The organism is Alloprevotella sp. Lung230, from assembly GCF_014385435.1.
In the GTDB taxonomy this organism is placed as follows: domain Bacteria; phylum Bacteroidota; class Bacteroidia; order Bacteroidales; family Bacteroidaceae; genus Alloprevotella.
Genome location: NZ_JACSUD010000008.1, coordinates 34,307 through 48,402, shown reverse-complemented (window position 1 = coordinate 48,402; position 14,096 = coordinate 34,307). Strand labels below are relative to the sequence as shown.

General features: G+C 55.8%; 8 protein-coding genes. 2 read left to right on the top strand and 6 right to left on the bottom strand.

Annotated features, from left to right (window positions below):
* A complete protein-coding gene (locus tag H8527_RS05965; RefSeq protein ID WP_187546487.1) occupies window positions 1-1,560 on the top strand; it encodes a hypothetical protein in 1,560 nt (519 codons plus the stop codon).
* A 143-nt stretch (window positions 1,561-1,703) separates the two neighbouring features.
* On the opposite strand, the gene purL is transcribed toward H8527_RS05965, so the two are convergent.
* The 6 genes from purL to H8527_RS05935 form a co-directional block, all read right to left on the bottom strand.
* A complete protein-coding gene (gene purL / locus H8527_RS05960; RefSeq protein ID WP_187546485.1) occupies window positions 1,704-5,405 on the bottom strand; it encodes a phosphoribosylformylglycinamidine synthase in 3,702 nt (1,233 codons plus the stop codon).
* Window positions 5,406-5,886: 481 nt separating this feature from the next.
* A complete protein-coding gene (locus H8527_RS05955; RefSeq protein WP_187546484.1) occupies window positions 5,887-7,110 on the bottom strand; it encodes a 3-deoxy-D-manno-octulosonic acid transferase in 1,224 nt (407 codons plus the stop codon).
* Window positions 7,111-7,136: 26 nt separating this feature from the next.
* On the bottom strand, window positions 7,137-8,693 hold the full coding sequence (gene gltX / locus H8527_RS05950) for a glutamate--tRNA ligase (protein WP_187546482.1): 1,557 nt from the start codon (window positions 8,691-8,693) through the stop codon (window positions 7,137-7,139).
* Window positions 8,694-8,763: 70 nt separating this feature from the next.
* Entirely contained in the window at window positions 8,764-9,393 is a 630-nt protein-coding gene (locus tag H8527_RS05945; protein WP_187546480.1) for an AAA family ATPase, read from the bottom strand.
* 41 nt (window positions 9,394-9,434) lie between these two features.
* A complete protein-coding gene (locus H8527_RS05940) occupies window positions 9,435-10,796 on the bottom strand; it encodes an MATE family efflux transporter (protein ID WP_187546478.1) in 1,362 nt (453 codons plus the stop codon).
* A gap of 11 nt (window positions 10,797-10,807) precedes the next feature.
* The gene (locus H8527_RS05935) at window positions 10,808-11,434 is read right to left on the bottom strand and encodes a TetR/AcrR family transcriptional regulator (RefSeq protein WP_187546476.1); all 627 of its coding nucleotides are present in this window, start codon (window positions 11,432-11,434) and stop codon (window positions 10,808-10,810) included.
* Window positions 11,435-11,639: 205 nt separating this feature from the next.
* On the opposite strand from H8527_RS05935, the gene H8527_RS05930 reads away from it, so the two are divergent.
* Window positions 11,640-13,928, top strand: a complete 2,289-nt coding sequence (locus H8527_RS05930) for an NADP-dependent malic enzyme (RefSeq protein WP_187546474.1) — start codon at window positions 11,640-11,642, stop codon at window positions 13,926-13,928.
* The last annotated feature ends 168 nt before the right edge of the window (window positions 13,929-14,096 follow it).

Here is a 14,096-nt window from a genome sequence, read left to right as displayed (position 1 = left end):
ATGAAAAAAACTTTACTCTCTCTTTGTGCTTTGGCAATGAGTCTTACGGCTTCCGCACAGCTGACGACCACTCCCGAAGGAAAACTCATCGACAACATGTATCGTTCCAGCGACTCTTGGGTCAAGAAGGGATGGATTGGCAAAGAACCCGGTAAGTACGAAGGATTGGTTTCCAAAATTGTGGAAGGCAAGGACGGTAATATCTATGTCTACAATCCTCTTTCAGGACTCAACAGCAAGTCGTGGTTGAAACTCGAGAAGGGTAGCAACGGCAACTATAAGGCTGTTTTGCCACAGGCCATTGACAAAGACAATTACGGTGGCGACGATGACGACGAGTCGGCCAACACAGAGCGCATCTTGATGCTCAACCGAATGATCAACAACGGCAGCGACAAGTACGAAGTTGTTTCTTCCGACAAAAACTTCATGGAATTTTCTTGGGATGGTAAAACCCTCAAAATGCTGGGTGTCGGGACAAAAAACGAAATGTTGGCTTTGACCTATAATAATGTGTTGGAAGGTAATTATGGCGACTGGGGTTTGACCATCGAAACGCTCACCACCCCCCTCATCACACCGCCCGAATCTGCTGAAAAGAAGCAATACACCCTCACTTCTAAAGAGGGTACCTCACCCCGAATCATCGATGCCGCCATTAGTGGCGAGGACATCTACTTGAAGGGGGTATTCAAAAGTGCTAAACTCGCCAACATCTGGGTGAAACTCACCAAAGAAGGCAATAAGGCTGTGATGCTCACTAACCAATACCTCGGCACAACCGTCAAGACGGATTTCATGAGCTATTCCAGCGACAAGTCGGAATACCACACTTATGCTGCCGCTTTTAGTGATGACAAAACCGTGGCCGATCGTCTCGAATTTACCATCGATGCCGCCACAGGTGTGCTGACCACCGACAAAATCCTCAAAATTGTCATGGGAAAGAGTAGTGCCGCCAATCTTCCCAAAGACGACCTCGAAAGTCTTGAGAATATCGTGCTGACTCCCTACCAGCAAAAGGCCGGAAAGCCCGCGACTCCCAAACTCCACTACTGTTCGTCCACTCCAAGCTACGACTATACGACGACCACCATCACTTTGGCTTTCTATGCAAAAAATGTAGATGTTGATGGCAACTACCTCAATCCTGATAACATGTACTACAATGTCTATATCAACGAAAATACAGAGCCTTTCAAGTTTGAAAAATCTAAGTTCTTCTATTTGGAACAGGATATGATCAACATTCCTTTCAACTATAAAGACAAGAAGAACGACGACATCAAGATTGTAGACGACCAGCGCATCCTCCACTTCTACGACACTTCCATCAAGAAACTTTCAGTAGTGATGGTTTACGAAGAAGGTGACAAGAAATATGTAAGCGAACCTATGACGGCTCAACTTCCTGCTACCACCGGCATCGACGCTACGACCAACAAGAACGCTGCCGAGCAATACTTCTCCATCGACGGCCGCCGTCTCCAACACTTGGAGAAGGGCTTGAACATCGTCAAGTCGGCCGACGGAACCACTCGCAAGGTGATGGTCAAGTAAGCCGCCTTATCCTAAGAGCATGAGGACATCTCACAAACGAAATGCCCTTTCTACAAACTAAAAAAAGAACAGCCATATCAAAGCATCATCTGCTAAGATATGGCTGTTCTTTTGGTTGTGATTGAGAGGGGCGAGTCCGCGACTTAACGCTGATGGCTTTCCACCCAACGGCGGGCATTGACAAAGGCTTCGAGCCAAGGTGTGCAGTCGTCGTTGCGGCGGTCGGCAGGATAGTAAGGCGTTTGCCAGGGAAGGAAGGCACGTTCCAAGTGAGGCATCATGGCCAAATGGCGGCCGTCGGCACTGACGATACCGGCCACGCCATAGTCCGAACCATTGGGATTGGCGGGATAACCCTCGTAACTGTATTTGAGTACCACGTTATACTGATCTTCGGCAAGGGGAAGCGAGAATTTACCTTCGCCGTGTGCCACCCAAATGCCCAGTTCATCGCCCGAGAGCGAAGCCAGCATCACGCTTTGATTGGGCTGTACCTTCACGCCCACAAATCCGCTTTCAAACTTGTGGCTGTCGTTGTGGAGCATGTGAGGACGGGGCGAATGGTCGGGATGAATCAGACCGAGTTCGATCATCAATTGGCAGCCGTTGCACACACCCAAAGAGAGGGTGTCGCGACGGGCGTAGAAGCGGTCGAGAGTGGCTTTGGCCACGGGGTTGTAGAGGAATGCACCTGCCCAGCCTTTGGCCGAACCCAGCACATCGCTGTTGGAGAACCCGCCGCAGAAGACAATCATGTGGATGTCGTCGAGCGTTTCGCGACCGGTGATGAGGTCGGTCATCGTGACATCTTTCACGTCAAATCCCGCGAGATAGAGTGCATAAGCCATTTCACGTTCGCCATTGGTACCCTTCTCACGGATGATGGCGGCTTTCACACCCGACGGCGTGCGGCGGTCGGGGCTGATGCCAAGACTTTCAAAACTGCCGTTGAAAGCGGGATGGAAATGGGTGTGGAGAGGCTGCTGCTTATAGTTTTCAAAGCGTTCTTCGGCCTTGCCGTTGAAACTCTGTTTGGTGTCGAGGAGGTGGGAAGTGCTGTACCAAACGTCACGCAACCGGTCGATGTCGAAGGTATGCGATTGGCCGTCCTTTTCGACAAAGATGCGGCGTTCGGCACAGGGGCGGCCGATGGGGGCAAAGGCAATGCCTTGAGCTGTGAGCAGCGACTCAAATGCACCCCGCTGCGCATCGCTCACCTGAACGAGCAAAGCCGGATTTTCGGCAAAGAGAACTTTCACCAAGTCATGGTCGGCAAAGGCATCGAGTTGCAACGACAAACCGCCTTCGACGTTGGCAAAACACATTTCGAGAGCGGCTGTGATGAGACCACCGGCGCTGATGTCGTGGCCGGCGAGAAACACACCCTCTTGCACCAACTGCTGGAGGCTGTTGAAGGCATCGCGGAAGTATTCGGGATTTTTCACCGTGGGAACGTCGCTGCCCACCTTACCCAAACTCTGAGCAAAGGCCGAACCTCCCAAGCGAAGGCTGTCGAAGGAGAAATCAACGTGGTAGAGGGTGCTGGCCGAATCATTCACCATGACAGGACGCACCACCTTGCGCACATCGTTCACTTCGCCACCGGCGCTGACGATAACCGTACCCGGGCTGATGATTTTTTCGCCCGAAGGATATTGCTGGGTCATCGAGAGGGAGTCCTTGCCGGTAGGAACATTGATTTGGAGCGCGCAACAGAAGTCGCTGAGGGCTTCCACTCCGGCATAGAGGCGCGCGTCCTCACCCTGCTGTGAGCGGCAGGGCCACATCCAGTTGGCAGAAAGGCTCACGCTGTCCAGACCCTCTGCGAGAGGAGCAAGAACGAGGTTGGTGAGCGACTCTGCCACGGCGAGCACAGAGCCTGCGGCAGGGTCGGCAAGGCCGGCTTGTGGGGCGTGGCCGATGGCGGTGGCGATACCGGCGCGTCCTCGGTAGTCGAGCGCCACGATACCGCAGTCGGCGAGAGGAAGCTGCAAGGCACCTTGTGTCTGTTGGTGCGCCACTTTTCCCGTGACAGAGCGGTCCACTTTGTTCGTCAACCAGTCTTTACACGCCACGGCTTCCATTTGCAGCACTTGGTCGAGGTAAGTGTCGAGTTGTGCCGGATCATAGTCTACGTCTGCATAGCGGCGTTCGACAGTCTTGTCCACCATCACCGTCTTGGGAGAGTGTCCGAACATCTGTGCCACATCAAGGTCGAAAGGACGCACGCCGTCGGCTTGTTCAAAGGCAAAATGCGCATCGCCGGTGGTTTCGCCCACTACGTACATTGGTGCACGTTCGCGCTCGGCAATGCGGCGCACGTGGTCAAGGTGTTCCTCTTTGATGAGGAAGCCCATGCGTTCCTGACTCTCGTTGGCAATGATTTCTTTGGCGGAGAGGGTGGTGTCGCCGATGGGGAGTTGTGCCATGTCGATGACCCCGCCGCACTCCTCGACCAACTCAGAAAGACAGTTGACGTGTCCCGCACTGCCGTGGTCGTGGATGGAAACCACAGGATTGATTTCTTCTTCGCAGAGGGCGCGCACCAAGTTGTTGGCACGTTTCTGCATTTCGGGGTTGGCACGCTGCACGGCATTCAGTTCAATGCCCGAAGCGTAGCGACCGGTGTCTACACTCGACACCGAACCGCCGCCCAATCCGATGCGGTAGTTGTCGCCACCCACCACAACGATTTTGTTACCTTTTTCAGGTGTGCCTTTCAAGCAGTCGCGCTTTGTGCCGTAGCCCACGCCGCCGGCCAGCATAATCACTTTGTCGTAGGCATATTTCTCACCATTTTCTTCATGTTCGAAGGTGAGTACGGAGCCTGTGATGAGGGGCTGACCGAACTTGTTGCCGAAGTCGGAAGCACCGTTGGAGGCTTTGGTGAGGATTTGTCGGGGTGTTTGGTAGAGCCATTCACGTGCCGGCATTTGGTTTTCCCAAGGACGGCCTCCTTCAAGGCGGGGATAGGCCGTCATGTACACTGCCGTTCCGGCGATGGGCCAACTTCCGACACCGCCCCCCATACGGTCGCGGATTTCACCTCCCGTACCGGTCGATGCTCCATTGAAAGGCTCGACGGTGGTAGGGAAATTGTGGGTTTCGGCTTTGAGGGAAATGACGCTTTCGATGTCGCGAATCACGAAGTAATCGCTGGTGGCGTGTTCTTTCGGAGCAAATTGTTCTACCACAGGACCTGCTGAAAACGCTACATTGTCCTTGTAGGCCGAAAGAATGTGATGGGGATTTTCCTGTGTGGTCTTCTTGATGAGGGCAAAGAGGCTTGATGCTTTCTCCTCGCCATCGATGATGAAAGTACCTCCGAAGATTTTGTGCCGGCAGTGTTCGGAGTTGAGTTGGGCAAACCCGAAAATTTCAGAGTCGGTCAGCGGACGTCCCAACTGACGTTCCACGCCGTGGAGATAGTCGATTTCGGCAGGAGAGAGGGCAAGTCCTTCCTGTTCGTTGTAGGCTTCCAAGTTTTCTACGGTCTGGATTTTGGCCGGTTCGTGATGGATGGTGAAGATGTCTTGATCCAGTCCGTCGTACATACGTTGCAGCATCGGGTCGTGGTCGGCCTCGGCAGATTCCACGGGGAAGAATTCCTCAATGCGACTGATGCCGGTGAGGTTCATGTTTTGCGTGATTTCCACGGCATTGGTGCTCCACGGCGTGATCATCTCGCGGCGCGGGCCGACAAACCAGCCGCTGAGCACAGACTCGCTGCACAATTCGGCCTCGCCATAGAGCCAACAGAGTTTTTGAACTTCATCGCTCGAGAGTGCGTGGTCGACACCGGTGGCAATGATGCTTTTCGTAGGAGTACGGAAAAAGAAAATCATGGGGGAAGGATTTTGATGAATGATAGCGCAAAGGTACGCATTTTTGAGTGTTTAGAGAAATGCCGTGCCTTTCTTTTGCATTCTTCTTAGGGAAAAAACAAATCTGCGATGGCTGGACTTTCGCCTACAAGGCTTCGCGTTGTTTTTTTCTTCTGAGCCGGTGGAGTTTTCACCACGTTGAAAATTCTTTTTCACCACGTTGAAAACTCTTTTTCACCACGTTGAAAATTCTTTTTCATTACGTTGAAAATTCTCCGGGATAACGATGCGGCACCGCTGCCTCTATACAAAAAGTGTTCCGTAGGTTGGTCGTCCTTCGTCCTCCTCGCCTACGGAACACGAGTGCATAGCCGTGCGTCCCCAACGGGGGGAGAATATCGGTTGCATGGTCGATAAGGATATGGTCGAGACCCTTCCTTTTCTTCTATTACAAAAAAAGAAGCACCCTGAGGTGCTTCTTTTGAAAAAGGGGCGGGGGCGGTCAGCCCCAAATGTGTCGGAAAATGATGTCGCCGGCACCGGCATTGTCGTGGATGTAGGTGCCGGCAGCATGGCCGGCAGCATCGACGCGATCGGGATGGGCGGAGAAATCATCGAGGAGGGCGTTGAAATCGTCGGCCGTATGGATTTCAAACGCACCGCCGAGGGAGAGAAGGTCTTGGGCCTCGCGAAACTTCTTGTTGTTCGGCCCGAACACCACCGGCACACCGTAGACCGCCGCTTCGGGCACGTTGTGGATGCTCACGCCAAATCCGCCGCCGATGTAGGCCACGCGGGCGTAGCGATAGATGGAGGAGAGCAGTCCGTAGTTGTCGATGATGAGGCAGTCGTAGTGGGCGGCTTCCTCGGGTGTGGTGTGGGAGTAGCGCACCACGGGGCGCTCCATCTTTTGTTCGATTTCGGCAAGGTGCTGTTCGCTCACCACGTGGGGGGCGATGACAAGGCGCAGTTCGGGATGGCGGTTGAAATAGTCGATGATGATGTCCTCGTCGGGCGCCCAGGTGCTTCCTGCCACCAGCACGCAGTGGTTGGCGGCAAAGGCTTCGACGAGCGGCAGGGGGCGTGCAGCGCGGTGGATGTCGAGCACGCGGTCGAAACGCGTGTCGCCCACAATGGTCACGTTGTCTGTCACACCGATGGTGGCGAGGAGGCGGCGAGAAACCTCGTTTTGCACGAAAAAGTGGGTGATGCGGCGCAGGCAACGGGCGTAGTTGCGGCCGTACCAGCGGAAGAACACTTGGTTGGAGCGGAAGATGCTGCTTACGCTGTAGATGGGGATGTGGCGGCGGTGGAGCACATCGATGTAGTTGCGCCAGAACTCGTACTTAATCAGCACAAGCATTTCGGGTTGTGCTGCTTTGATGAAACGACGTACCGCCGTGGGGGTGTCGAAAGGCAGGTAGCACACCACATCGGCCACATCGTAGTTTTTGCGCACTTCGTAGCCCGAAGGGGAGAAGAAGGTGAGCAGGATTTTGCAGTCGGGTTGCTCGCTGCGCAGGCGCTCCATGAGCGGCCGCCCTTGCTCAAACTCGCCCAGCGAAGCGGCATGAAACCACACGTAGCGTTCGTCCTCGCGGATTTGGTGGCGGAGGATGCGCCACGTCTCGTGCTGGCCGCGCACCATAAGTCCGGCTTTCCGATGGCCGAAGCAGGCGAGCAGGCGCACGATGAAGGCATAGAGATAAATGCCGAAACTGTACATAGACTGAGGAGAGGGGTTGTCGGGAATTAGAGGTTGTCGATGGCAAAGCGGATGCGGCGGAGCGTTTCTTCTTTACCCAAGAAGGCCGACAACTCATACATGTCGGGGCCTTTGCCTTCGCCCACGAGCGCCACACGCCATGCGTTCCAAGGTTTGGCTCCGGTGGCTTCGCACCAAGGGTCGATGACGGCCTTTTGCGCTTCTACGCCGAAGTCGTCGAGCCCTTCGAGCAGACGGGCCACTTCGCTCATCACGGCGGCCGAGTCGTCTTTCCAGTTTTTCTTGACAAACTTGTCTTCGCGGTCGAATGACGTGGGGGCGATGAAGCAGAAGTCGCAGAGCGGCCAGAGGTCGGCAATGAAGCTCACGCTGCGCTTTTTGGTCTGTCCGCTTTGGGCGTCGACGTACTCCACATTTTTCGTCTTCATCATGTCGATGACGGCTGCCGCACGTTCGGCAGTGGTGGTGATGCCGTGCTGTGCGAGGAGGTCGACGAAGGAGGGGGCCAACTTCAAGGCCGGCGTGGCGAGGAGGTATTCGCGGTTGAACCACCAACCTTTCACATAGTCGAACTTTGCACCGGCTTTGGAGCATTTCGACAGGTCGAACTTTTGGATGAGTTCGTCCATTGAGAGCAATTCGGTGTCGTCGCCGGGATTCCAGCCCAGCAGGGCGAGGAAGTTCACCACGGCCTGTGGCAGATAGCCGCTTTCACGATAGCCCGCGCTGACGGTGCCATCTTCGCCGTGCCATTCGAGAGGGAACACCGGGAAGCCCAGTTTGTCGCCGTCGCGCTTCGATAGTTTGCCGTTTCCGGTAGGCTTGAGCAAGAGGGGCAGGTGAGCAAATCGGGGCATTGTGTCGGCCCATCCGAAGGCGCGATAGAGGAGCACGTGGAGGGGAGCCGAGGGCAACCATTCTTCGCCGCGGATGACGTGGGAGATTTCCATCAAGTGGTCGTCCACAATGTTGGCCAAGTGATAGGTGGGGAGTTGGTCGGCACTCTTGTAGAGCACTTTGTCGTCGAGGATGGAGGAATTGATGACGACATCGCCGCGGATGATGTCGTCGACGTGGACGTCCTCTCCGGGTTCGATTTTGAAGCGCACCACATACTGCTCGCCGCGGGCAATGCGGGCTTCCACCTCGGCCGCATCGAGCGTGAGGGAGTTGGTCATCATGCCGCGCGTCGTGGCGTCGTATTGGAAGTTGGGGATTTGTTCGCGCTTCTCGTTGAGCTGTTCGGGGGTGTCGAAAGCGATGTAGGCTTTTCCTTCGGCCAGAAGTTGGTCGACATATTTCTTGTAGATGTGACGGCGTTCGCTTTGGCGATAAGGGCCTTTGTCGCCGCCGAAAGTTACGCCTTCGTCAAAGTCGATGCCGAGCCAGCGGAAGGACTCGATGATGTATTCCTCTGCACCGGGGACAAAGCGATTGGAGTCGGTGTCTTCGATGCGGAAAATGAGTTTGCCGCCGTGCTGGCGGGCAAAGAGGTAGTTATAGAGTGCTGTGCGCACCCCACCGATGTGGAGCGGGCCGGTGGGCGAGGGTGCGAAACGCACGCGAACGTTGCTTGCTGACATATTCGTAAGAAAAAGATTTTGAGTTCAATGTGCAAAATTACGTTTTAATCAGGGAAAGGACAAATTCGGGCTAATGAATACCGAGTTTTTCTTCCACAAAAGCAGAGATGAAGCGCACCGTGGCGTCAAGTCCGAGGGCCGAAACGTTGATGCAGAGGTCGTAGGTGTCGGCGCTGCCCCACGTGCCGGAGGAGTAGAAATTGTAGTAGTCGGAGCGTTGCTCATCGCTGTCTTCGATGATGTCGCGCGCTGCCTTCTTGTCCACCCCACAGCGCTCCATGATGCAGCGCAGGCGGTCGTCGAGGTCGGCGGCCACAAAGATGTTTACATGGCGTGGATGATGGCGCAGGATGTAGTCGGCCACGCGCCCCACAAAGATGCACGATCGGTCGGCTGCCACTTTCTGGATGACGCGGCTTTGGAGGGTGAAGAGATTTTCGTCGCTCAGTTGGTTGTTGTAGAAGTCGCCCCCACCACCGATGAAGGGCTGCACCACACTGATGACCGAGCGGAAGAAACCTTTCTTCTCGTCCGACCGCTCAAAGACGTGGGGACTCAAGCCGCTTTCTTCGGCCGCTTTGGAGAGAATTTCTTTGTCGTAGCAGGCAATGCCGAAGCGCTCGGCAAGGCGTTTGGCAATCTCGGAACCGCCGCTGCCCAGCTGGCGACCAATGTTGATGACAAAAGGCGTGTTGTCCATACAAAAAGTGAGGATTGAGGGTTGGAGAGAAGGGAGAAAGGCTACGCAGCGCTCCGCTTGAATTGGCGGATTTGGCGATAGAGCAAGAGACCGGAAAGGAGCGTCGCCACCAAGTCGGCAATGGGCATGGAGAACCACACGCCCAGTTCGGGGTCGTCAAAGAAGTGGGGCAGGATCAGCAGGCAGGGGATGAGGAAAATCATTTGCCGTGTGAGCGAAAGGAAGATGCTCTTGCCGGGCTGACCTATGCTTTGGAAAAAGGCGGTGGAAACAATCTGCATCCCGACGAAGGGGAACATAATCATCGCGATGCGCAAACCCGTGGCCGCGCGCTCCACGAGTTGCGGAGCGTCCTTGGCAAAGGCCGAAACGCAGGTTGTGGCAAAGAGTTGGCTCACGACAAATCCCAGTGTGGTGACGCAGGTGGCAGCGATGATGGTGTACTGCACCACGCGCGCCACGCGGTCCATCTTCTGCGCACCGAAGTTGTAGCCGGCAATGGGTTGCATGCCTTGATTCAGTCCAATCACAATGAAGACAATGAGCGTGAGCAGACGGGCGATGATGCCATAGGCACCCACGGCAGTGTCGCCACCATATTCGGCCATGGAACGAGTGATGATGATGCCCACCAAGGCTGTGCAGGAATTGACCAAAAACTGCGGCAATCCGATGAGGATGGACTCGCGCATGATGCGCCAGTGAGGGCGGAGGATGTCGAGCGAGAGATGAATGGGGTCTTTCTTGTTGGAAAAAAGATAGATTTGCCAGCAGAGCATCGACACCTGCGCCAGCACCGTGGCGAGGGCAGCGCCCGAAATGCCCCAGCCGAAGCCGAAGATGAAGAGGGCACAGAAAGCGGCATTGATGAAGACACTGCCGAAGGTGGAGTACATGGCCAGTCGGGGGCGGTTGGTGGAGCGCAGTTGGGCGTTCAGTCCATAGAAGAGATGGGTGAAGACGTTGCCCAGAAGGATGATGTGCATGAACTCCCGCGCATAGGGCAAGGTGGCATCGCTCGCACCAAAGGAGCGCAAGATGGGGTCGAGAAAGAGATAGACACCCACCTGAAAGAGGAGTCCGCAGAGGATGTTGAGCAGCACCACGTTGCCCAAGATTTTGCGCGCCGACTCATAGTCTTGCTGACCGAGGCGCACACTCATCAGCGTGGCGCCGCCCACACCCACCATCGCACCAAAGGCGGCCGAGATGGCCATGAGCGGATTGGTGAGCGCAAGGCCGGTGATGGCATCGGCACCTACACCCTGCCCGATGAAGATGCCATCGACAATGTTGTAGAGCGACGAGGCCATCATGGCGATGATGGCCGGCAGGGCATATTGGAGCAGGAGGGCGCCCACGGGCTTTTCGCCCAATACGGTGTATTGTTCGGTAGAGGACATGGGAGGCGAAATCAGCAGAGTTCGTGTTCCTGCATGAAGCGGTCGATGAGTTCGATGCCGCGTAGTGTGGCACAACCGCGCAAGGTGACGATGACCAAGCAGAGAAAACAGTGGTTGAAGGTTTGGTCGGCAAAACGCTCGTCGTTGAGGACATTGCGCACCTGGGTGTGCATGGTTTCCAATATAAAGCGGTAGTCAAACATCGGCAGGAACAAACCCTCTTCCACACCGCGCAACAAAAGTTTGAGGTTGGATTCGATGGCCAATGCTTGTTTGCTATCGAGGCATTCGACCAAGCGCGGATATCGGTTGAGGTCGCTGAAGAAGCAGGGCGAACAGTCTTTGACGCTCTTCATGCGATATTCGATGATGCAGAAGAAGAGTTCGAGCACGTTCTGTGTCTCTTGCGTCTTCGCTTCCATAAACTTTTCAAATTCGGCGTGGTCGTGTTCGATGGTGGCAATGACGAGCGCTTCCTTGTCGCTGAAGAGCTGATAGAGTGTGCGCTTCGAGATTTTCAGAGCATGGGCAATGTCGTCCATGCGCACGTCTCGCAGCCCTTTTTCGCGAAAGGCTTGCACGGCTTGCAGAATGATGCGCTGCCGCGTTTCGACAGCGTGTGGAGTGAGTTGCGGCATAATAGTTGTACTTTTGCTGCAAAATTACAAAATTCTCGGCAATGGAAACGCTCATCGGCGCTTTGGTTTTGAGTGTGCACGGTATTTTTTGACATTTCGCAAGGCTTCTCGAGGAATGACACACTTATTTATAAGAGGCTTTCCACAAAAAATAGTACTTTTGCACTCAATAATATAGCACAATCCTGCAACAAACACTGAAACTATGGTAAAAGTGACCAAAGAAGCTGCCTTGGCCTATCACGCACAAGGCAAACCAGGAAAGATTGAAGTCGTTCCCACCAAGCCTTACAGCACACAGACCGACCTTTCGCTCGCCTACTCCCCCGGAGTGGCCGAACCCTGCCTCGAAATCCAAAAGAACCCCGACGATGCCTACCGCTACACCAACAAGGGCAACCTCGTGGCTGTCATCTCCAACGGCACTGCTGTGCTCGGACTCGGCGACATCGGGGCCGTGAGCGGCAAACCCGTGATGGAGGGCAAGAGCCTGCTGTTCAAAATTTATGCCGGCGTTGACGCCTTCGACATCGAAGTGGACGAGAAGGATCCCGAGCGCTTCATCCAAGCCGTCAAGGCCATCGCCCCAACCTTCGGAGGCATCAACCTCGAAGACATCAAGGCGCCCGAATGCTTCGAAATCGAGCGCCGACTCAAAGAAGAACTCGACATCCCCGTGATGCACGACGACCAGCACGGCACGGCCATCATCTCGTGCGCCGGGCTCATCAATGCCCTCGACGTGGCCGGCAAGGACATCAGCCGGGTGCGCATCGTCATCAACGGCGCCGGGGCAGCAGCCATCAGTTGCACACGCCTCTATTGTGCCTTCGGAGCGAAGAAGGAAAACATCGTGATGCTCGACTCCAAAGGCGTTATCCGTGCCGACCGCACCGACCTCAACGCCCAGAAGCGCGAGTTTGCCACCAGCCGCACCGATGTCACCACCTTGGCCGAGGCCGTCAACGGAGCTGATGTCTTCGTCGGCCTTTCCAAAGGCAACGTCCTCTCGCAGGACATGGTGCGCTCCATGGCCGACCAGCCCATCATCTTCGCCCTGGCCAATCCCGTGCCTGAAATCACCTACGAGGCCGCCAAAGAAGCGCGCCCCGATGTGCTCATGTCCACCGGCCGCACCGACTATCCCAACCAAATCAACAACGTCATCGGCTTCCCCTACATCTTCCGCGGAGCGCTCGACACCGCCGCCAGCGCCATCAACGAGGAAATGAAGCTTGCCGCCGTGCAGGCCATTGCCGACCTCGCCAAGCGTCCCGTGCCCGACATCGTCAATCGTGCCTACAACGTGCGCCACTTCACCTTCGGACCGGAATACTTCATCCCCAAACCCGTCGACCCCCGTCTCGTCACCGAAGTGTCGATGGCCGTGGCCCGCGCTGCCATGGAGAGTGGCGTGGCGCGCAAGCCCATCACCGACTGGAAGGCCTACCGCCAGCAACTGCGCCAACTCATGGGACAGGAGACGAAGTTTGCCCAAAACCTCATCGACACCGCCCGCACCAATCCCCGCCGCGTCGTCTTTGCCGAAGGCACTCACCCCAACGTCCTCGAAGGCGCCATCCGCGCCAAGGAAGAGGGCATCTGCCACCCCATCATCTTGGGCAACGTGGCCAAAATCCGCCAACTGGCCGACGACCTCAACCTCAACCTCGACGGCTGTGAAATCATCGACATGCGCGAACCGCAACACGTGGCGCAGCGACAACGCTACGCGCAAGCCTTTGCCGACCACATGCAGCGCAACGGCTACAGCCTCCAAGAGGCCATCGACAAGATGTACGAGCGCAACTACTTCGGTATGATGATGGTCGAAATGGGCGATGCCGAAGCCCTCATCACCGGCATCTACACCAAATACTCCAACACCATCAAGGTGGCCAAAGAGGTCATCGGTGTGCGCGCCCCCTACCACCACTTCGGCACCATGCACGTGGTCAACACCAAGAAGGGCATCCTCTTCGTGGCCGACACCCTCATCAACCGCCACCCCTCCAAAGAGGCCCTGCGCGACATCGCCCTCCTTTCGGCTTCGGCGGCCCGCTTCTTCAACCGCACGCCTGCCATTGCCATGATCAGCTACTCCAACTTCGGCACGGACAGCGAAGGCAGCGCTGCCCAGATGGCGCAGGTGGTGGCCGAACTTCAAGCCGAACACCCCGACTTGGCCATCGACGGCGAAATGCAGGTGAACTTTGCCCTCGACCGTGAAGCACGCGATGAGAAATATCCCTTCACCCGACTCAAAGGGCTCGATGTCAACACCCTCGTCTTCCCCAATCTCTCTGCCGCCAACTCGTCCTACAAGATGATCAAGTCGCTGGCCGACGACGGCGAAGTGATTGGCCCCATCCAGATGGGACTGAACAAGCCCATCCACTTCACCGACTTCGACGCTTCGCCCCGCGACATTGTCAACATCGTGGCCATTGCCGTCATCGATGCCCTCGTCTTGAAGCACAAGCAGCAAGCATAATTCGAGGGGCTGAACGCCTCCTCTCGCTGCCGACATCGACATGCCGCGTAGCCACTCCTCTTCTTCTCCCGCCGACCTTCTTCCCGATGGTCGGCGGGATTTTTTTGTCCGACAGACGTTACTCAAGAAAAGAAACCGAGGCCGCTCCTTTCCGTAACGATGTACTCT